The 20525-nt window shown below is 54.8% G+C and carries 19 protein-coding genes and 1 tRNA gene; 16 read left to right on the top strand and 4 right to left on the bottom strand.

Features of this window, described 5'->3' with window-relative positions; all coding sequences use genetic code 11:
- Window positions 1–62: 62 nt before the first annotated feature.
- Complete coding sequence (gene fadE, locus AM410_RS02585; protein ID WP_073395553.1) at window positions 63–2507, bottom strand: acyl-CoA dehydrogenase FadE; 2445 nt, start codon at window positions 2505–2507, stop codon at window positions 63–65.
- Between the two features lie 239 nt (window positions 2508–2746).
- Here fadE and lpcA point away from each other — a divergent pair, with 239 nt between their 5' ends.
- A complete protein-coding gene (gene lpcA, locus AM410_RS02580; RefSeq protein ID WP_073395554.1) occupies window positions 2747–3325 on the top strand; it encodes a D-sedoheptulose 7-phosphate isomerase in 579 nt (192 codons plus the stop codon).
- A 46-nt stretch (window positions 3326–3371) separates the two neighbouring features.
- Window positions 3372–4139, top strand: a complete 768-nt coding sequence (locus tag AM410_RS02575; protein ID WP_014168756.1) for a class II glutamine amidotransferase — start codon at window positions 3372–3374, stop codon at window positions 4137–4139.
- Here AM410_RS02575 and dpaA read toward each other — a convergent pair.
- Window positions 4110–4850 carry a peptidoglycan meso-diaminopimelic acid protein amidase gene (gene dpaA, locus AM410_RS02570; RefSeq protein ID WP_014168757.1) on the bottom strand — a complete coding sequence of 247 codons (741 nt, stop codon included), beginning with the start codon at window positions 4848–4850 and terminating at the stop codon, window positions 4110–4112. The genes AM410_RS02575 and dpaA overlap by 30 nt on opposite strands.
- A 298-nt stretch (window positions 4851–5148) precedes the next feature.
- Here dpaA and AM410_RS02565 point away from each other — a divergent pair, with 298 nt between their 5' ends.
- The 8 genes from AM410_RS02565 (at window position 5149) to dinB (ending at window position 12349) form a co-directional block, all read left to right on the top strand.
- Window positions 5149–6492 carry a Na(+)-translocating NADH-quinone reductase subunit A gene (locus AM410_RS02565; RefSeq protein ID WP_073395555.1) on the top strand — a complete coding sequence of 448 codons (1344 nt, stop codon included), beginning with the start codon at window positions 5149–5151 and terminating at the stop codon, window positions 6490–6492.
- A gap of 3 nt (window positions 6493–6495) precedes the next feature.
- Window positions 6496–7731 (top strand): NADH:ubiquinone reductase (Na(+)-transporting) subunit B, encoded by a 1236-nt coding sequence (locus tag AM410_RS02560; protein WP_020882790.1) that lies wholly within the window; start codon window positions 6496–6498, stop codon window positions 7729–7731.
- A complete protein-coding gene (locus AM410_RS02555) occupies window positions 7724–8518 on the top strand; it encodes a Na(+)-translocating NADH-quinone reductase subunit C (RefSeq protein WP_073395556.1) in 795 nt (264 codons plus the stop codon). Before AM410_RS02560 ends, AM410_RS02555 begins: the two co-directional genes overlap by 8 nt.
- Complete coding sequence (locus tag AM410_RS02550) at window positions 8511–9149, top strand: NADH:ubiquinone reductase (Na(+)-transporting) subunit D (protein WP_025205100.1); 639 nt, start codon at window positions 8511–8513, stop codon at window positions 9147–9149. The genes AM410_RS02555 and AM410_RS02550 overlap by 8 nt, the downstream gene beginning before the upstream one ends.
- 6 nt (window positions 9150–9155) lie before the next feature.
- Window positions 9156–9752, top strand: a complete 597-nt coding sequence (nqrE, locus tag AM410_RS02545; RefSeq protein ID WP_073395557.1) for an NADH:ubiquinone reductase (Na(+)-transporting) subunit E — start codon at window positions 9156–9158, stop codon at window positions 9750–9752.
- A 10-nt stretch (window positions 9753–9762) separates the two neighbouring features.
- Entirely contained in the window at window positions 9763–10986 is a 1224-nt protein-coding gene (gene nqrF, locus AM410_RS02540; RefSeq protein ID WP_108647479.1) for an NADH:ubiquinone reductase (Na(+)-transporting) subunit F, read from the top strand.
- Window positions 10986–11189, top strand: a complete 204-nt coding sequence (gene nqrM / locus AM410_RS02535; protein ID WP_020882787.1) for a (Na+)-NQR maturation NqrM — start codon at window positions 10986–10988, stop codon at window positions 11187–11189. Before nqrF ends, nqrM begins: the two co-directional genes overlap by 1 nt.
- A gap of 101 nt (window positions 11190–11290) precedes the next feature.
- Window positions 11291–12349 carry a DNA polymerase IV gene (gene dinB / locus AM410_RS02530; RefSeq protein ID WP_014168765.1) on the top strand — a complete coding sequence of 353 codons (1059 nt, stop codon included), beginning with the start codon at window positions 11291–11293 and terminating at the stop codon, window positions 12347–12349.
- Window positions 12350–12403: 54 nt separating this feature from the next.
- Here the strand turns inward: dinB and pepD are convergent, their stop codons facing one another.
- Window positions 12404–13861 (bottom strand): cytosol nonspecific dipeptidase, encoded by a 1458-nt coding sequence (pepD, locus tag AM410_RS02525; protein ID WP_032677472.1) that lies wholly within the window; start codon window positions 13859–13861, stop codon window positions 12404–12406.
- Between the two features lie 260 nt (window positions 13862–14121).
- Here pepD and gpt point away from each other — a divergent pair, with 260 nt between their 5' ends.
- The 3 genes from gpt (at window position 14122) to crl (ending at window position 16389) form a co-directional block, all read left to right on the top strand.
- On the top strand, window positions 14122–14580 hold the full coding sequence (gene gpt, locus AM410_RS02520; protein ID WP_010427903.1) for a xanthine phosphoribosyltransferase: 459 nt from the start codon (window positions 14122–14124) through the stop codon (window positions 14578–14580).
- A gap of 105 nt (window positions 14581–14685) precedes the next feature.
- The gene (frsA, locus tag AM410_RS02515; protein ID WP_073395559.1) at window positions 14686–15930 is read left to right on the top strand and encodes an esterase FrsA; all 1245 of its coding nucleotides are present in this window, start codon (window positions 14686–14688) and stop codon (window positions 15928–15930) included.
- Window positions 15931–15987: 57 nt separating this feature from the next.
- On the top strand, window positions 15988–16389 hold the full coding sequence (gene crl / locus AM410_RS02510) for a sigma factor-binding protein Crl (protein ID WP_020882784.1): 402 nt from the start codon (window positions 15988–15990) through the stop codon (window positions 16387–16389).
- Between the two features lie 114 nt (window positions 16390–16503).
- On the opposite strand, the gene phoE is transcribed toward crl, so the two are convergent.
- Window positions 16504–17556 carry a phosphoporin PhoE gene (gene phoE / locus AM410_RS02505; RefSeq protein ID WP_014168769.1) on the bottom strand — a complete coding sequence of 351 codons (1053 nt, stop codon included), beginning with the start codon at window positions 17554–17556 and terminating at the stop codon, window positions 16504–16506.
- 305 nt (window positions 17557–17861) lie between these two features.
- Between phoE and proB the strand changes: the two genes are divergently transcribed.
- The 3 genes from proB to AM410_RS02490 all read left to right on the top strand — a co-directional run bounded on the left by proB (window position 17862) and on the right by AM410_RS02490 (window position 20417).
- Window positions 17862–18965 (top strand): glutamate 5-kinase, encoded by a 1104-nt coding sequence (gene proB / locus AM410_RS02500; RefSeq protein ID WP_020882782.1) that lies wholly within the window; start codon window positions 17862–17864, stop codon window positions 18963–18965.
- Between the two features lie 11 nt (window positions 18966–18976).
- Window positions 18977–20230 (top strand): glutamate-5-semialdehyde dehydrogenase, encoded by a 1254-nt coding sequence (proA, locus tag AM410_RS02495; protein ID WP_014168771.1) that lies wholly within the window; start codon window positions 18977–18979, stop codon window positions 20228–20230.
- A 111-nt stretch (window positions 20231–20341) separates the two neighbouring features.
- Window positions 20342–20417 (top strand) — tRNA-Thr (locus AM410_RS02490).
- The last annotated feature ends 108 nt before the right edge of the window (window positions 20418–20525 follow it).

Raw genomic sequence — 20525 nt, 5'->3', positions numbered from 1 at the left:
TAAAGAGAAAATGTGGCAATAAAAAACCCCGCGCGTGGCGGGGTTTGTAGAAGCGAAACGCGTTATGCAGCTTCAGGTTTGCGGACCTTCTCCGGCAGCTTTACCGGCTGTGTCGCCAGCTCATCCGGGTCGAAATCATCCACGTTAATGCTGCGCAGACGGCTCTCTTCGGCTTTCACCAGCAGAGCGGCTTCATCATTGTTGATGATCCCGCCCGTCAGGGCCTGTTTCGCCAGTTCATCCAGGCGGGTGAACGGCAGGTTTTTGCCCAGCTGTTTGCAGATCTTCTGGTGGATGGGATCGGCAGCCATCACGTCCAGCAGCGCTTCTTCCAGCAGACCAACCGGGTTATGCGGTGTTGGAGCCAGAAACTGACCGCGGCCGATACGGGAACGGGTTGCGCTCGGTACCTGCAGGATCTTCGCCACTTTGTGATCCAGTTTGTCAGACGGCGCCAGATGATGACGACCGGTCGGGAAGATCACCACGCGAAGGGCGCCTGCAACAAAGCGGTTCGGGAAGTTCGCCAGCAGATCGTCAATGGCCTGTTCCGCCTGATACATCGCATCCTGAACGCCCCAGTGAACCAGCGGCAGATCGGCTTCCTGACGGCCTTCATCGTCGTAGCGTTTCAGGACCGCAGAGGCCAGGAAGATTTGGCTCAGCACATCACCCAGACGGGCAGAGATACGCTCGCGACGCTTCAGGCTACCGCCCAGCACCGCCATAGAAACATCTGACAGCAGAGCCAGGTTGGCGCTCAGACGGTTAAGATGCTGGTAATAACGCTTGGTCGCATCACCGGTTGGCGTGGCGCTGGTAAGACCGCGCGTCAGACCCAGCCAGAAGCTGCGTACCTTATTACTGCCCACGTGACCGATATGTTTGAACAGCAGCTTGTCGAAGGCATCCACGTCGTTATTCTGCGCGGCGGCCATCTCTTCCAGCACATAAGGATGGCAACGGATTGCCCCCTGGCCGAAGATCATCATGCTGCGGGTCAGAATGTTTGCCCCTTCAACGGTGATGGCAATCGGTGCGCCCTGGTAGCCGCGCGCCAGGAAGTTGCCCTCGCCGAGCATGATGCCTTTACCGCCCGCGATATCCATTGCATCAATGATTGACTGCTGTGCGCGGTGGGTACAGTGATACTTCACGATAGCTGACAGCACGGCCGGTTTTTCGCCCAGCATAATGCCGTAGGTAATCAGGGAGGCGGCAGCATCCATCACGTAGGCGTTGCCTGCGATACGTGCCAGCGGCTCTTCGATCCCTTCCATCTTGCCGATAGAGATTTTGAACTGACGGCGGATATGGGCGTATGCACCAATCCCCATCGCGACAGATTTCAAACCACCGGTCGAGTTCGACGGCAGGGTAATACCGCGGCCAACCGACAGACATTCCACCAGCATGCGCCAGCCCTGACCGGCCATTTTTGGACCACCGATGATGTAGTCAATCGGTACAAAGATATCCTTGCCGCGGGTTGGGCCGTTCTGGAACGGTACGTTCAGCGGGAAGTGGCGACGACCAATTTCAACGCCTGGGGTGGAGGTTGGGATCAGCGCACAGGTAATGCCCAGATCTTCTTCACCGCCCAGCAGTTTTTCCGGATCGGAGAGCTTAAAGGCCAGTCCCAGCACGGTCGCGATAGGGGCGAGCGTAATATAACGTTTGTTCCAGGTCAGGCGCATACCCAGCACCTGTTGGCCCTGCCATTCACCCATGCAGACGACGCCGGTATCCGGGATCGCACCCGCATCGGAACCCGCTTCCGGGCTGGTCAGCGCGAAGCATGGAATTTCCTGGCCGCGTGCCAGACGCGGCAGGTAGTGATCTTTCTGCTCTTCGGTACCGTAGTGTTGCAGCAGTTCACCCGGGCCTAACGAGTTCGGCACGCCAACGGTGATCGCCAGGATCCCAGAAACGCCTGCCAGTTTTTGCAGGACGCGTGCCTGAGCGTAAGCGGAGAACTCCAGACCGCCGTACTCTTTCTTAATGATCATCGCGAAGAAGCGGTGTTCTTTCAGATACGCCCACAGTTCTGGCGGCAGGTCCGCCATTTCATGGGTAATCGCGAAGTCATTTGCCATGCGGCACGCTTCTTCCACCGGACCATCAATAAAGGCCTGTTCTTCAGCGGTCAGACGCGGTTGCGGATAGTTGTGCAGCTTTTTCCAGTCCGGGTTGCCCTGGAACAGGTCGCCTTCCCACCAGGTGGTACCGGCATCAATCGCTTCTTTCTCCGTACGCGACATGGGCGGCATCACTTTGCGGAAGCCTTTGAACACCGGCGCGGAGATCATCGATTTACGCATCGGCGTAAAGTTAAACGGCAGAAGAATGATAGCCAGCGGGACTAAAAGCCAGATATTCCACAGGCCAGCGACGCCAAGCGCAGCCGTCCAGGCCAGCAGAATCAGACTGCTCAGGAATAAACTCACCCGGTGATAGAACAGCACACCGAGCAGAACAACGGTTGCGAGAATGCTCAAAATCATCATAAAGAAAAGCTCCCTTGCTTGTAGGAGGTCTGACCACTTGTGATGATATGGTTGTAGTTGATGTTATTTCCTTTAGCAATGTGTTTACAAAATAATTACAACCTGGTTCACATTGTTCAGGTTTAAGCCGGCACGAAAACGCAAAACGCCAGACGATTCGCATGGCTTTAGCTTCTCGCTTTTCCCGCTATCCGGTACACTCCACTGTGTTATTTCATCAATACTGAAGGATTATCCTCATGTACCAGGATCTTATTCGTAACGAACTGAACGAAGCGGCGGAAACGCTGGCTAACTTTCTGAAAGATGATGCCAATATTCACGCTATTCAGCGCGCAGCGGTCCTGCTGGCCGACAGTTTCAAGGCCGGCGGTAAAGTGCTCTCCTGTGGTAACGGTGGTTCCCACTGTGATGCGATGCACTTTGCAGAAGAGCTGACCGGGCGTTATCGTGAAAACCGTCCGGGATACCCGGCGATTGCGATTTCCGATGTGAGCCACATTTCCTGCGTCAGTAACGATTTTGGTTATGACTTTATCTTCTCTCGCTACGTTGAAGCCGTGGGCCGTGAAGGTGACGTGCTGCTGGGTATTTCGACGTCCGGAAACTCGGCTAACGTGATCAAAGCGATTGCCGCAGCGCGTGAAAAAGGGATGAAAGTCATCACCCTGACCGGTAAAGATGGCGGTAAGATGGACGGTACGGCGGATATCGAAATCCGTGTTCCGCACTTCGGTTATGCTGACCGTATTCAGGAAATTCACATCAAAGTGATCCACATCCTGATCCAGCTGATCGAAAAAGAGATGGTTAAGTAAGACTTCGCTGGGGGCATGATTGCCCCCGCTGTTGTGGAGGTGATGTATGTGCGAATTGCTCGGGATGAGCGCCAATGTGCCAACCGATATCTGCTTTAGCTTCACCGGGCTCGTTCAGCGCGGCGGGGGTACCGGGCCGCATAAAGACGGCTGGGGCATTACCTTCTACGAAGGCAAAGGATGTCGCACATTCAAAGATCCCCAGCCCAGCTTTAATTCCCCGATTGCCAGACTGGTGCAGGACTATCCCATTAAGTCCCGCTCGGTGATTGCCCACATCCGTCAGGCAAACCGTGGGGAAGTGGCGCTGGAAAATACCCACCCGTTCACCCGCGAGCTGTGGGGCCGTCACTGGACCTACGCGCACAATGGCCAGCTCTCCGGCTATAAGTCGCTGGAGACGGGCAATTTCCGTCCGGTCGGTGAGACCGACAGCGAAAAAGCGTTTTGCTGGCTGCTGCACAAGCTGACGCAGCGTTATCCACGCACGCCCGGCAACATGACCGCCGTCTTCAAATACATTGCGTCGCTGGCATCAGAACTGCGTGAGAAGGGCGTGTTCAACATGCTGCTGTCTGACGGGCGTTATGTGATGGCGTTCTGTTCGACCAATCTGTTCTGGATCACGCGCCGCGCGCCGTTTGGCGTCGCCAAGCTGCTCGATCAGGATGTGGAAATTGATTTTCAACGAGAGACCACACCGAATGATGTGGTCACAGTGATCGCGACCCAGCCGCTGACGGGCAACGAAACCTGGCAAAAGATTATGCCAGGCGAGTGGGTCTTATTTTGTCTCGGGGACCGAGTAGTTTGATGCCAGCTGCGGCTGGACGACTTCGTGGCTCAGCGGCTTGCTGACCACATAGCGGCCATCGACAACCGAGACAACCGGCGGCTTGTGCGTCTGCTCAAAGTAGTCGTAACCCGGTTTCAGCTGTTTCCAGAAATCCGCGTAGTAGGAGTACTTGTGACGCGCCATGTTGGCATCGGTCATGCGGAACGGGTAGATGCTGACCTGAACGTTCGGCTGACCAAAGACCAGTGCGCCGGTGACAAACTGGAAAATCTCATCAATGCCGGTATCGGTCATCGCATAACAGCCGATAGACACGCATGCACCGTGGATCATCAGGTATTTGCCTTCATAACCGTGGGCACGGTCATAGGCGTTCGGGAAGCCAATGTTAATGGCTTTATAGAAGCGGCTGTCAGGTTTTAGCTGGCTACGCTGAACGTTGTAAAACCCTTCCGGACTTTTGAAATCGCCCTGACGCTGTTTTGGCCCCAGACCACCGGAGTAGTTACAAATCTTGTAACTATCAAGCAGCTGATATGTCTCGCCCATTTTTACAAACAGATCGAGTGTGCGTTCTTCCTTGAAGATTTGAATATAAACCGGTGATCCCATTAACTGCTGTTTATATTCTTTGCTGACCGGCGTGGTTGAGCTATTGCTGCTGAGCAGCCCGGCAAACGATACGCACGGAATCAGGAGCATCGCAATGAACAATGCGATTTTACGCATACTACTAGTTCCTTGATAAAACTAAGACCAAATTGCCAGGACGGCAAAAGAGACCCGAAATCAGATTATTCTGTTAGGTGCGCTCACATTAGCACCGCCATAGATTTTCGCAAGAGCCGGGCGGTGAGTTTACAAATTAGTTTTACTTTATAAACCATCAAAATCGCGTTGGCTCCAGGAACTTTGCGTAATACCTCGCACTTTAGCGCCTGCAACCGAGGTTTTGGTGCCCGAAAAACAGCGAAAATGGTACACTTCGCTCCCTCTGGATTGAAGTTCATGGAAGCTTGCTAACCACATGTTTAAAATCAGAAAAGGACTTGATCTGCCGATTGCAGGCGTGCCCGAGCCGCACGTTTCGCCTGGCGCAAGTGTCCGCCATGTCGCCATTTTGGGCGATGACTACCTGGGAATGCGTCCCTCAATGCTGGTGCAGGAAGGCGATCGCGTCATTAAAGGACAGGCGCTCTTCGAGGACAAAAAAAATCCTGGCGTTATGTTTACGGCCCCCGCGAGCGGTACCGTGGTGGCAATCAATCGCGGTGAACGTCGCGTCCTGCAGTCGGTGGTTATCCGTATTGAAGGCGACGAACAACGTGAGTTTTCCCGTTTCGACGCAGCAGACCTCGCCGCCCTGAGCCGGGAAGCCGTTCAGGCACAACTGCTGGCGTCCGGCTTGTGGACGGCGTTTCGCACGCGACCTTTCAGCAAATCGCCTGTTCCGGACACGCTTCCGGCCGCTATTTTCGTCACCGCCATTGATACCAACCCGCTCAGCGCGGACCCGGAGCCCATTATTCTGGCGCAGCGTAACGCGTTTGATGCCGGGCTAACCGTGTTAACCCGTCTGACTTCGGGGAAGGTCCACGTCTGTCAGGCGGGCGGCGGCAAACTCGGGGGCCATCCGCAAGGGCAAGTTACGTTTAATGCGTTTGCAGGCCCGCACCCGGCGGGGTTAGTCGGAACGCATATCCACTTCCTGGAGCCGGTGAGCCTGACGAAACAGGTCTGGCATCTGAATTATCAGGACGTGATTGCCATTGGTAAGCTCTTTACCACCGGTGAACTGTGCGCTGAACGGGTGATCGCCCTCGGCGGGCCACAGGCTGCAAATCCACGCCTGGTGAAAACGCTGCTGGGTGCGGACATTAATGAACTGCTTGCCGGTGAAACGAAAGAGGGTGAAAACCGCCTGATTTCTGGCTCGGTGCTCAGTGGCCGTCATGCGGCTGGCGCGCAGGCGTATCTTGGGCGCTTCCACCTGCAGGTCAGTGTGGTTCTGGAAGGTCGCGAGAAAGAGCTGTTCGGCTGGGTTCTGCCGGGCGCTGAGAAGTATTCAGTGACCCGCACCACCCTTGGGCACTTCCTGCGTCGCAAACTCTTTAATTTCTCGACCAGCACCCACGGCGGAGAGCGCGCCATGGTTCCGATTGGCAACTACGAGCGCGTTATGCCGCTGGATATTCTGCCAACTCTGCTGCTGCGCGATCTGCTGGCCGGCGACACCGACAGTGCCCAGGCGCTGGGGTGCCTTGAGCTTGACGAAGAAGATCTGGCGCTCTGTACCTATGTCTGTCCGGGAAAATACGAATATGGACCGGTATTGCGCGAGGTGTTAACCCGCATTGAGCAGGAAGGATAACTGATGGGCTTAAAACACCTCTTTGAAAAAATAGAGCCGCACTTTACGCACGGGAAGCTCAGGAAATACTACCCGCTGTATGAAGCAACGGCGACCATTTTCTACACGCCGGGGCTGGTCACAAAAGGGGCGGCACACGTTCGCGATGCTATCGACCTCAAACGAATGATGATTCTGGTCTGGTTTGCGGTCTTCCCGGCCATGTTCTGGGGTATGTACAACGTTGGCCTGCAGACCATTCCGGCGCTGCATCATTTATATGATGCCCCACAGCTGGCTCAGGTTATCCAGTCGGACTGGCACTACCGCCTGGCTCAGACGTTGGGCGTCAGCTTTGCAGCCGATGCCGGCTGGATAAGCATGATGACGCTGGGAGCCGTATTCTTCCTGCCAATCTACATCACGGTGTTTATCGTGGGGGGCTTCTGGGAAGTGCTGTTCGCCATCATTCGCAAACATGAGATCAACGAAGGCTTCTTCGTGACGTCGATTCTGTTTGCCCTGATTGTTCCACCGACGCTGCCGCTCTGGCAGGCGGCACTGGGGATCAGTTTTGGCGTGGTGATTGCCAAGGAGATCTTCGGTGGCACCGGGCGCAACTTCCTCAACCCGGCGCTGGCCGGGCGAGCTTTCCTGTTCTTTGCGTATCCGGCGCAAATTTCGGGCGACCTGGTGTGGACGGCCGCGGATGGGTTCTCGGGTGCGACGCCGCTTTCACAGTGGGCCGCGCACGGGGGCGAAACGCTGGTTAACAACGCCACGGGTCAACCCGTAACCTGGCTGGATGCCTTTATTGGCAACATTCCCGGCTCTGTTGGAGAAGTTTCCACGCTGATGATTTTACTCGGTGGCGCCATCATTCTCTTCGGACGCGTCGCGTCGTGGCGGATTGTCGCAGGGGTAATGATTGGCATGGTGTTAACAGCCACGATGTTTAATTTCATCGGTTCCGCCACCAACCCGATGTTCTCCATGCCCTGGTACTGGCATCTGGTGCTGGGTGGGTTCGCTTTCGGCATGATGTTCATGGCCACCGATCCTGTCTCTGCGTCCTTTACCGACAAAGGTAAATGGAGCTATGGCGTGCTCATTGGTGCGATGTGTGTCTTGATTCGTGTGGTCAACCCGGCTTATCCGGAAGGGATGATGTTGGCCATTCTGTTTGCCAATCTGTTTGCGCCGCTCTTTGACTATCTGGTCGTGCGCGCCAACATTAAGCGGAGGAAAGCGCGTGGCTGAAAGCAAGAATAACGACAGCATCGGCAAAACGCTGCTGGTGGTGCTGGTCCTTTGCCTGGTCTGTTCCATTGTCGTGGCTGGCTCTGCCGTGGGGTTAAAACCACGGCAACAGGAGCAGCGTGCGCTGGATAAACAACGCAACATCCTGGCTGTGGCCGGGTTAATGCAGGAAGGGATGAGTACAGACGACGTGGCTGAACTCTTCGCGGAGCGCATTTCGGCGCGTCTGGTGGATTTAAAAACCGGCCAGTTGCTGGATAAAGACCCGACGAAATTTAACCCGGCACTGGCACTGAAAGACCCTCAGATGAGCCTGACGCTGGAGGCATCGCAAGATCCCGCTGGCATCAAGCGTCGCAGTAACCTCGCCGAAATTTACCTTGTGCGCGATGAGCAGAAGCGGGTGCAGGAGGTCGTGCTGCCGATATACGGCAACGGGCTATGGTCGATGATGTACGCCTTTGTGGCACTCGATACGGATGGCCGCACGGTGAAAGGGATTACCTATTATGACCAGGGCGAAACGCCGGGGCTCGGCGGTGAGGTTGAAAACCCTAACTGGCGCGCGCAGTTTGTCGGCAAGAAAGTGCTCGATGATAACGGCCTGCCTGCCCTGAAGGTGATGAAAGGGGCTGCGCGTCCAGGTGACGAATATGCCGTAGATGGGCTTTCCGGGGCAACGCTCACGTCAAAAGGGGTGCAGCACAGTTTTGATTTCTGGATGGGCGAGCTGGGCTTTGGTCCTTTCCTGAAAAACGTACGTGAAGGAGCGCTGAACAATGGCTGATACGGGTGAACTGAAAGAAGTCAAAAAGGTGCTCATTGGCCCGCTACTGGCGAATAACCCTATTACCTTACAGGTGCTGGGCGTCTGTTCGGCGCTGGCGGTCACGACAAAACTGGAAACCGCGCTGGTCATGACCGTCGCGGTCACGCTGGTGACGGCATTTTCCAGCATGTTTATCTCCATGATCCGCCACCACATCCCGAATAGCGTGAGGATCATTGTGCAGATGGCGATCATCGCGTCGCTGGTGATCGTGGTCGATCAGCTACTGCGCGCTTTCGCGTATGAAACGTCAAAACAGCTCTCGGTGTTTGTCGGCCTGATTATCACCAACTGCATCGTAATGGGGCGTGCCGAAGCTTATGCAATGAAAATGCCTCCGCTGGCGAGCTTTATGGACGGGATCGGTAACGGTCTCGGTTACGGCGTTATCCTGCTGACCGTTGGGTTCCTGCGCGAGCTGATCGGCAGCGGTAAGCTCTTTGGCGTCACGGTGCTGGACACGGTACAAAACGGCGGCTGGTATCTGCCAAACGGACTCTTCCTGCTGGCCCCAAGCGCATTTTTCATTATCGGTTTGCTGATCTGGCTGATTCGTACCCTGAAGCCCGAACAGCAGGAAAAGGAGTAACCGACGATGGCTCATTACCTGAGTTTATTTGTGCGCGCGGTGTTTGTTGAAAACATGGCACTCGCGTTTTTCCTGGGCATGTGTACGTTTCTTGCCGTTTCCAAAAAGGTATCGACGGCATTTGGTCTGGGTGTCGCGGTCACGGTGGTGCTCGGCTTATCTGTACCGATTAACAACCTGGTCTACAACTTTGTGCTGCGCGACGGTGCGCTGGTAGACGGTGTCGATCTCAGCTTCCTGAACTTCATCACCTTTATCGGTGTGATTGCGGCGCTGGTACAAATCCTGGAGATGATCCTCGACAGGTATTTTCCGTCGCTATACAACGCGCTGGGGATTTTTCTGCCGTTGATCGCGGTGAACTGCGCCATCTTTGGTGGCGTTTCGTTTATGGTTCAGCGTGATTACAACTTCAGTGAATCCGTTGTGTATGGTTTCGGCTCCGGCATCGGCTGGATGCTGGCTATCGTCACCATGGCGGGGATCCGCGAAAAAATGAAATATGCCAATGTGCCTGTGGGCTTACGTGGCTTAGGGATCACCTTTATCACCACCGGACTGATGGCGCTGGGCTTTATGTCCTTCTCCGGTGTGCAGCTATAAGGGCTAACAGATGGAAATTATTCTTGGCGTGGTGATGTTCACGCTGATTGTACTGGTGTTGTCAGGGCTGATTCTGGCGGCACGCGCGAAGCTGGTGAATTCCGGCGACGTGGTGATTGATATCAACGGTGAGCCGCAAAACCAGATCCGCACGCCGGCGGGGGATAAACTGCTCAATACGCTCTCCGGCAACGGGATCTTTGTCTCCTCGGCCTGCGGTGGCGGTGGCTCCTGCGGTCAGTGCCGCGTCACGGTGAAAGAGGGGGGCGGGGATATTCTGCCCACTGAGCTGGCGCATATCACGAAGCGTGAGGCGAAAGAGGGCTGCCGTCTGGCCTGCCAGGTCGCGGTGCGCCAGGACATGAAAATTGAGCTGCCGGAAGAGATCTTCGGGGTCAAAAAATGGGAGTGCGAAGTTATCTCTAACGATAACAAAGCGACTTTCATTAAAGAGCTGAAGCTGCGCGTGCCGGAAGGGGAAGATGTTCCGTTCCGGGCAGGGGGATACATCCAGATTGAGTGCCCGGATCACACCGTGGCGTATGCGGACTTCGACGTTCCGGATGAGTACCGTGCCGACTGGGACAAATTCAATCTTTTCCGTTTTGTGTCTGACGTTAAAGAACCGACGCTTCGCGCCTACTCAATGGCCAACTACCCGGACGAGAAGGGCCTCATTATGCTCAACGTGCGTATCGCCACGCCGCCGCCGAATGTGCCTGATGCACCCCCGGGCGTCATGTCGTCGTATATCTGGTCCCTGAAACCGGGAGATAAGGTGACCATCTCCGGTCCGTTTGGCGAGTTCTTTGCTAAAGAGACCGAGGCTGAAATGGTCTTTATCGGTGGTGGCGCGGGCATGGCACCGATGCGTTCGCACATTTTTGACCAGCTCAAGCGCCTCGGGAGCAAGCGCAAAATCAGCTTCTGGTACGGGGCACGCTCGCTGCGAGAGATGTTCTATGATGATGAGTTTGAGCAACTGGCGCGTGAAAACCCAAACTTCACCTTCCATGTGGCCCTCTCCGATCCGCAACCGGAAGATAACTGGACCGGCCACACGGGGTTCATCCACAACGTGCTTTATGAAAACTACCTCAAGCAGCATCCTGCGCCAGAGGATTGCGAATTTTACATGTGTGGGCCGCCAGTGATGAACGCTGCAGTCATTAAGATGCTAAAAGGTCTGGGTGTGGAAGATGAGAACATCCTGCTGGATGACTTCGGGGGGTGATGATGCTGACGTTTCTGGCAACTTTCGCGGTTTTTTTGCTTGTTGTACTCGGCATGTCTCTGGGCTGGATCATAAAGCGTAAAAGCATTCAGGGCAGCTGTGGTGGTATCTCCGCGCTCGGGATGGAAAAAGTGTGCGACTGCCCCGAACCCTGCGACGCCCGTAAAAAACGCATGGCGCGTGAGGCCCGGCGGATCCTGTAGTGAATCCGGTGTTTTCCCTCTTCCAGGAGGAGAGGGGAAACACACTTCTCAACTCTCATTTCTTTACTGTATACTTATCCAGTGATGAGTGAGGGCTTACTATGCGCAAAATAATCCATGTCGATATGGACTGCTTTTTTGCCGCAGTGGAGATGCGTGACAATCCGGCGCTGCGGGATATACCTATTGCGATTGGCGGTAGCCGTGTCCAGCGCGGTGTGATCAGTACCGCCAACTACCCTGCGCGTAAATTTGGCGTGCGCAGCGCTATGCCAACTGCCATGGCGCTAAAGCTGTGCCCTCATCTCACACTGTTGCCCGGCCGATTTGAAGCCTACAAAGAAGCCTCCCTGCATATCCGCGAGATCTTCTCTCGCTATACCTCGCTGATTGAACCTCTGTCACTGGACGAAGCCTACCTGGATGTCACTGACAGCCTGCACTGCCACGGCTCCGCAACGTTAATGGCGCAGGAGATCCGCCGGACTATCTTCAACGAGCTAAATCTGACCGCTTCCGCGGGCGTCGCACCGGTGAAATTTCTCGCCAAAATAGCGTCTGATTTGAATAAACCCGATGGTCAGTACGTCATCACTCCGGAAGAGGTTCCGGCGTTTTTAAAAACGCTGCCGCTCGGCAAAATCCCCGGCGTGGGGAAAGTGTCTGCTGCAAAGCTGGAAAGTATGGGATTACGGACCTGTGAAGATGTACAGCGAAGCGATCTGGCCATGCTGCTCAAGCGTTTCGGTAAGTTTGGTCGCGTGCTGTGGGAGCGCAGTCAGGGAATTGATGAGCGCAGCGTGAGCAGTGAGCGGCTGCGTAAATCGGTCGGGGTTGAACGCACGCTGATGGAAGACATCCATGACTGGTCCGAGTGTGAAGTCATTATCACTGACCAACTTTATCCCGAACTGGAGCGGCGGTTAGCGAAAGTAAAACCCGATCTGCTGATTGCCCGTCAGGGCGTTAAGCTGAAGTTTAATGATTTCCAGCAGACGACGCAGGAGCATGTCTGGCCGCGACTGAATAAAGACGATCTTATCGCCACTGCGAGAAAAGCCTGGGAAGAACGACGGGCAGGGCGGGGAGTGAGGCTGGTGGGGTTACACGTAACGCTGCTGGACCCGCAACTGGAGCGGCAGCTGGTATTGGGGTTATAGCTGACGGATTTGTCAGCCCGGCAGGCAACGTGCTACCGGGCATCATACGGCGAATTACTTAGCAGGGATCGCTTTCAGCAGTTCAGTCAGCAGAGTCCAGTAATGACCGACGCTTTCAATATGAACCTGCTCATCCGGCGAGTGCGGACCGGTAATGGTTGGCCCGATAGACACCATGTCCATGTTCGGATACGGTTTCTTGAACAGACCACACTCCAGACCGGCGTGGATCACCTGAATGTTCGGGGTACTGTTGAACAGACGCTGGTAAGTTTCACGCACCAGCGCCATCACCGGGGAACTTGCATCCGGCTGCCAGCCTGGGTAGCTACCTTTTGCGGAGGTGTGCGCACCCGCCAGTTTACCCAGAGACTCCAGCATGCTCACCACATACTCTTTACCGCTGTCGATAAGCGAGCGGATCAGGCAGATGATCTCCGCGCTGTCATCACTCATGGTGACCACGCCCACGTTCAGGGAGGTTTCAACCACGCCTTTCGCGACGTCTGAATTACGAATCACGCCGTTTGGCGTCGCGTTCAGCAGCTGAACGAAGGCGTCACGAGACGGGGAGGTCAGCGCCGCTTTGTCGGTAGTCACGGACTCGAGCACCACGGTCAGGTTCTTCTCTTTCGCTGACAGTTCGTTTTTCAGGATATCCAGATACACGCTGGAAAGCTTTTTCAGCTCGTCGGCTTTTGCAGCGGGTACTGCCACGGTCGTGAAGGCTTCACGCGGAATGGCATTGCGCAATGTGCCGCCGTTGAAATCCACCAGACGCAGATCCAGCTCAGCCGCGTGGCCAGCCAGGAAGCGTGCCAGCAGTTTGTTGGCGTTGCCCAGACCCAGGTGAATATCACCACCGGAGTGGCCGCCTTTCAGCCCTTTCAGCGTCAGCTTGAAGGTCTGGAAACCAGCAGGGATCGCTTCGCGGGACAGTGGCAGGGTCGTGATGAAATCAATCCCGCCGGCGCAGCCCATGTAGATCTCACCCTCTTCTTCAGAGTCGGTGTTGATCAGAATGTCCGCCTGCAGCCAGTTCGCCTGCAGACCGAACGCGCCGTCCATGCCTGCTTCTTCCGTCATGGTCAGCAGCACTTCCAGCGGACCGTGTTCAACGCTGTCGTCCGCCAGGACCGCCAGAGCAGACGCCATACCAATGCCGTTATCTGCACCAAGGGTCGTGCCGCGCGCTTTCACCCAGTCGCCATCGATGTAAGGCTGGATAGGGTCTTTGGTGAAGTCGTGAACGGTGTCGTTGTTTTTCTGTGGAACCATGTCCAGGTGCGCCTGCAGCACAACCGGTTTACGGTTTTCCATGCCTGCGGTCGCCGGTTTGCGGATCAGAATATTGCCAACCTGGTCGCGTTCAGCATGCAGACCTTTTTCCTTCGCCCAGCCCATAATATGTTCGGCAAGCTGTTCTTCATGGTAGGAAGGGTGGGGAATGGAACAGATTTTGGCAAAAATATCCCACAGTGGCTGTGGAGATAATTGAGACAGTTCAGACACGATAAGTCTCCTTGTCGATGCCCTGCAAAGCGAGTTGCAGGTCACAGGGTTAGCAGGTTAATAGTTACCACAAGACAGGCTTGCGAGATGCAACTGAGAATACCACTTTCTCCGGTGGCTGGTAGCATAAAGCATGTAAAAACTCAGGCTCCGGGCGCTAAACACTGGTTTTTAGTGCGTCAGATCTCTATAATCTCGCGCAACCTATTTCCCCCTCGAACACTTTTTAAGCCGTATACAAACAGGCTGGGACACTTCACATGAGCGAAAAATACGTCGTCACCTGGGACATGTTGCAGATTCACGCACGCAAACTGGCTGCGCGTCTGATGCCTTCCGAACAGTGGAAAGGCATTATTGCCGTCAGCCGTGGCGGTCTGGTACCGGGGGCGCTGCTGGCACGTGAGCTGGGTATTCGTCATGTCGATACCGTATGCATCTCCAGCTATGACCATGACAACCAGCGTGAGCTGACCGTGCTGAAACGTGCGGAAGGCGACGGTGAAGGCTTCATCGTTATCGACGACCTGGTTGATACCGGCGGTACCGCGGTGGCTATCCGCGAAATGTATCCAAAAGCCCACTTCGTCACCATCTTCGCGAAGCCAGCAGGCCGTCCGCTGGTTGACGATTACGTGATTGATATCCCTCAGGATACCTGGATTGAACAGCCATGGGATATGGGCGTGGTATTCGTACCGCCAATCTCTGGTCGTTAATTCTCTTACGCATTTATTTAACGCCCGGTGATACCGGGCGTTGTTTTTTTTAGTCTGACGCGCGTTACAATGGTCTCTATATGACGTATTCATGGAGGCAACGTAATGACGCAGGCGAATCTCACCGAGACTCTCTTCAAACCCCGTTTCAAACATCCTGAAACGTCGACGCTGGTGCGCCGGTTTAATCCGGGGACCATGCCTGCCGTCCAGTCTGCATTAGACGGTAAAAACGTGCCCCACTGGTACCGCATGATTAACCGTCTGATGTGGATCTGGCGCGGTATTGATCCCCGTGAAATCCTTGATGTGCAGGCGCGTATCGTGATGAGCGAAGCCGAGCGCACCGACAGTGAACTCTACGATACGGTCGTGGGTTATCGCGGGGGAAACTGGATCTACGAATGGTCTAAACAGGCGATGCTCTGGCAGCAAAAAGCCAGCCAGGAAGAGGACGCCACGCTCAGCGGCAAACACTGGCTGCATGCAGCCAACCTCTATGCTATTGCCGCATACCCGCATTTGAAAGGTGATGAGCTGGCCGAGCAGGCTCAGGCGCTGGCGAATCGCGCCTACGAAGAGGCCGCTCAACGCTTGCCGGGCCGGATGCGCGAGCTGGAGTTTACCATCCCGGGTGGCGCGCCCGTCACCGGGTTCCTGCATATGCCAGAAGGCGACGGCCCGTTCCCGACCGTTCTGATGTGCGGCGGGCTGGATTCACTGCAAATCGACTATTACAGCCTGTATGAGCGTTACTTCGCACCAAAAGGGATCGCGATGCTGACGCTGGATATGCCCTCAATTGGCTTTTCATCCAAATGGAAACTGACTCAGGACTCGAGTCTTCTGCACCAGCATGCACTAAAAGCGCTGGAAAACATTCCATGGGTTGACCACACGCGTGTTGCTGCATTTGGCTTCCGCTTTGGCGCCAACGTCGCCGTGCGTCTGGCTTACCTTGAAGCTTCACGCCTGAAGGCCGTCGCCTGTCTCGGTCCGGTGGTGCACGCTCTGCTCAGCGATCCGACCCGGCAGGGCCGCGTGCCGGAAATGTACCTTGATGTGCTGGCCAGCCGCCTTGGCATGCATGATGCATCAGACGAAGCGCTGCGCGTTGAACTCAATCGTTACTCGCTAAAAACGCAGGGGTTGCTGGGACGGCGTTGCCCTACGCCTATGATGTCAGGGTACTGGAAAAACGATCCCTTCAGTCCCGAAGAGGAGTCACGCTTAATCACTTCGTCATCTGCGGATGGCAAATTGCTTGAGGTACCGTTCAGCCCGGTGTACCAGAATTTTGACAAAGCATTGAGAGAGATCACACGCTGGATCGCGCAGAGATTGTGTTAATAGATTGCTAAATTTTGCTGGTTTGGTAAAACAGTGGCTTCACAAAAGGAGATCGCAATGACGTTACCGAGTGGACACCCGAAAAGTAGACTGATCAAGAAGTTTATGGCTCTCGGCCCGTATATTCGAGAAGAGCAGTGTGAAGAAAATCGCTTTTTTTTCGACTGCCTGGCTGTATGCGTCAACGTGAAGCCTGCACCCGAAAAACGTGAATTCTGGGGCTGGTGGATGGAAATGGAAGCGGAAGAAAAACGTTTTACGTATAGCTACCAGTTCGGCCTGTTTAATAAAGACGGCTACTGGCAAACAGCCCCAATCAAAGACCAGGAAGTGATTGACCGCCTGGAGCATACTTTGAAAGAGTACCTCGAAAAGGCAAGAGCACTGCTGGCCACCCTGGATCTGAAGCTTGAACCCGCGGATAACTTTTCCAGCGAAGCGGTTAAGCTGACGGCGTAATCGCGATATTTCTCCCTCTCTCTTCGCGAGGGATGGGGTGAGGGCAGTAAACCCGACCCCCTCCAGGCAAAAAAAATCCCGGCATCTGCGCCGGGATTTTTTATTTCAACAATATCAGAACTGGTAGGTCATACCCAGAGCAACGATGTCATCGCTGCTCACGCCCAGTTTATTGTCGTCATCAATCTGGTTGATTTTATAATCAACAAACGCGGACATATTTTTATTGAAATAATAGGTCGCGCCCACGTCGATGTATTTCACCAGATCTTCGTCACCCACACCTTCGATATCCTTGCCTTTAGACTGGACATAACCCAGGGACGGGCGCAGACCGAAATCGAACTGGTATTGTGCAACAACTTCAAAGTTCTGAGCCTTATTCGCAAAACCACCCGAAATTGGGGTCATATTGCGGGTTTCAGAGTACATCGCTGCCAGGTAAATATCGTTAGCGTCATATTTCAGACCGGTTGCCCATGCTTCTGCTTTTTTACCTTCGCCGCGCGTCAGCAGGTTTTGTGCGTTAGTACGGTCAGAGTTGGTGTAAGCACCGCTGACGGCGAAGTCGCTGCCACCGAAGTCATAGGTCAGAGAGGTACCGAAACCGTCACCGTTCTGTTTTTTGACGTCGCGGTTTTCGTTTTTGCCCTGATACTGCAGGGTCATATCCAGGCCATCAACCGCACCGAAGAAGTCGGTGTTACGGTAGGTGGCAAGACCGCTCGCACGTTTGGTCATGAAGTTATCAGTCTGGGCTGAAGAGTCACCGCCGAACTCAGGGAACATATCGGTCCAGGCTTCAACGTCGTACAGCGCACCCAGGTTACGACCGTAATCCAGAGAGCCAATGTCTTTCAGTTTCAGACCAGCAAACGCCAGACGCGTTTTCTGTGTAGAGTCGCTTTCTGCTTTGTTACCGGCAAATTCAGCTTCCCAACGGCCATAGCCTGTCAGCTGATCGTTAATCTGTGTTTCGCCTTTAAAACCGAAACGGACGTAAGTCTGGTCACCATCTTTAGTGTCATCATCGCTGATGTAGTGCATTGCTTTAACTTTGCCGTATACGTCCAGTTTATTACCGTTTTTATTATAAACTTCGGCTGCGTGTACAGATGCGGAAGCCACAACGCCCATTACCACTAATGCCAGTGTGCTCTTTTTCATTTTCGATCCTGTCTTATAAACGCGCTAAAAAAATTCGCTGGACGATAAGCTCATGCTTAAGTCCCGTGAAAAAACAGAAAGGGTTTTAACGTTACGCAATGAAACTTTTATGACAAATTAAGAATAATTTTAAAAAACTGTGATTTATTATTTCGGTAATAAAACTGTCAAATTTTGCCGCTACGCTTCCTGATCCCGCGCAACAAAGTGTTTCGCGATGTGCTAAGGCAGTTGGCAACGGGGCTGACACCTGTTAAAACGTTCGTTTGACATCATTTTCCCTTATCGTTGAACGGCAGAGAATCATGAGTGACAGCCAGACGCTGGTGGTAAAACTCGGTACCAGTGTTTTAACAGGCGGATCGCGCCGCCTTAATCGCGCCCACATTGTTGAGCTTGTACGTCAGTGCGCTCAGTTGCATGCCGCAGGGCATCGTATTGTAATTGTGACCTCCGGGGCGATTGCCGCCGGGCGTGAACACCTGGGTTACCCCGAACTCCCCGCGACGATCGCCTCGAAACAGCTGCTGGCCGCCGTGGGACAAAGCCGACTCATTCAACTCTGGGAACAGCTGTTTTCTATCTATGGCATCCACGTCGGGCAGATGCTGCTGACGCGTGCGGATATGGAAGACAGGGAGCGTTTTCTGAACGCGCGCGATACGCTGCGCGCGCTGCTGGATAACAACATCGTTCCCGTCATTAACGAAAACGATGCCGTTGCCACCGCTGAAATCAAAGTGGGTGATAACGATAACCTCTCGGCACTGGCCGCAATTCTGGCAGGCGCTGATAAATTACTGCTCCTGACCGACCAGCAGGGGCTCTTCACCGCCGACCCGCGTTCAAATCCGGACGCTGAACTGATTACCGATGTACACGGTATCGACGATGCGCTACGCGCCATCGCAGGTGACAGCGTTTCAGGCCTCGGGACCGGCGGGATGGGGACCAAGCTGCAGGCTGCTGACGTGGCATGCCGTGCCGGTATCGACACCATCATTGCCGCGGGCAGCCGTCCTGGCGTGATTGGCGACGTGATGGAAGGCATCTCCGTGGGAACCCGCTTCCACGCGCAGGCCTCCCCGCTGGAGAACCGTAAACGCTGGATCTTTGGCGCACCGCCGGCAGGCGAACTCACCGTTGATGAAGGGGCGACTGCCGCAATTCTGGAAAGAGGGAGCTCATTACTTCCTAAAGGAATTAAAAGCGTGACAGGCAACTTCTCACGTGGTGAAGTGATCCGTATCCGTAATCTCGAAGGTCGTGACATCGCCCACGGCGTAAGCCGCTACAACAGCGATGCCCTGCGCCGTATTGCGGGTCACCATTCACAGCAGATAGACGCCATTCTGGGTTATGAATATGGCCCGGTTGCCGTGCATCGTGATGACATGATTATTCGTTAAGGAGCCAGAAAATGCTGGAACAAATGGGCGCAGCCGCGAAGGCCGCCTCTTACAAACTGGCGCTCCTTTCCAGCCGCGAGAAAAACCGCGTACTGGAAAAAATCGCTGATTATCTGGAATCGCAGTCGCAGGAGATTCTGCTCGCCAACGAGCAGGATCTGCTGGAAGCGCGTCGCAATGGCCTGAGCGAAGCAATGCTCGACCGCCTGGCGCTGACCCCGGCACGTCTGAAAGGCATCGCTGACGATGTCCGCCAGGTCTGCAATCTTGCCGATCCGGTAGGTCAGGTCATTGACGGTGGGCTGCTCGACAGCGGGCTGCGCCTTGAGCGTCGTCGCGTGCCGCTGGGCGTGATTGGCGTGATCTATGAAGCCCGTCCCAACGTTACGGTTGATGTCGCTTCCCTGTGCCTGAAGACCGGCAACGCCGCCATTCTGCGTGGCGGGAAAGAGACCTGGCGTACCAACGCCGCGACCGTAAACGTTATCCAGCAGGCGCTGGAGGAGTGCGGCCTGCCGGCAGGTGCCGTACAGGCAATCGAGAGCCCGGACCGTGCGCTGGTGAACGAGATGCTGCGTATGGATAAATACATCGACATGCTGATCCCACGCGGTGGCGCGGGCCTGCACAAGCTGTGCCGTGAGCAGTCGACCATTCCTGTGATCACGGGCGGTATCGGCGTGTGCCATATCGTGGTCGATGACAGTGCCGAGATTGAACCGGCGCTGAAGATTATCGTCAATGCCAAAACCCAGCGTCCAAGCACTTGTAATACGGTTGAAACGCTGCTGGTGCATCAGGGCATCGCCAACACCTTCCTGCCTGCGCTGAGCAAACAGATGGCCGAAAGCGGCGTGACGCTGCACGCGGATGCCAACGCGCTGGCACTGCTGAAAGACGGCCCAGCGACGGTGGTACCGGTGAAAGCGGAACAGTACGACGACGAGTTTCTGTCGCTGGATTTGAACGTGAAGGTGGTTGCGAGCCTTGACGATGCCATTGCTCACATCCGTGAACATGGTACCCAGCACTCGGATGCGATTCTGACGCGTACCCTGCGCAATGCCGATCGCTTTGTGAATGAGGTGGACTCCTCCGCCGTATACGTGAATGCCTCAACCCGCTTCACCGACGGTGGCCAGTTCGGCCTGGGCGCAGAAGTTGCTGTCAGCACGCAAAAACTGCATGCAAGAGGCCCGATGGGCCTGGAAGCACTGACCACTTACAAGTGGATCGGCTTCGGTGATGATACGATTCGTGCGTAAATAATCACGGGTGATGCAAAAATAGCCGTTTGATTCAAAAGGGCATTGACGCATCACCCGGTTAGATCTAACCTTTTGCCCCGTGGTTACGCTCGTAACCGGCCTTTCAGGGCCGATATAGCTCAGTTGGTAGAGCAGCGCATTCGTAATGCGAAGGTCGTAGGTTCGACTCCTATTATCGGCACCATTCTACTTATTTTAACGTCTCCTTAAGTCTACTCAAATACCCTTTAAACCCTTATAATACGCGGTTTCACGGCCCTTGTTGTCTCTGCTCGTCTACTCACGTTCACAG

Origin of the sequence: Enterobacter cloacae complex sp. FDA-CDC-AR_0164 (genome assembly GCF_003071645.1) — a bacterium.
Taxonomy (GTDB): domain Bacteria; phylum Pseudomonadota; class Gammaproteobacteria; order Enterobacterales; family Enterobacteriaceae; genus Enterobacter; species Enterobacter ludwigii.
The sequence above is the reverse complement of the archived record's forward strand: the minus strand, read 5'-3'. Positions and strand labels throughout refer to the sequence as shown.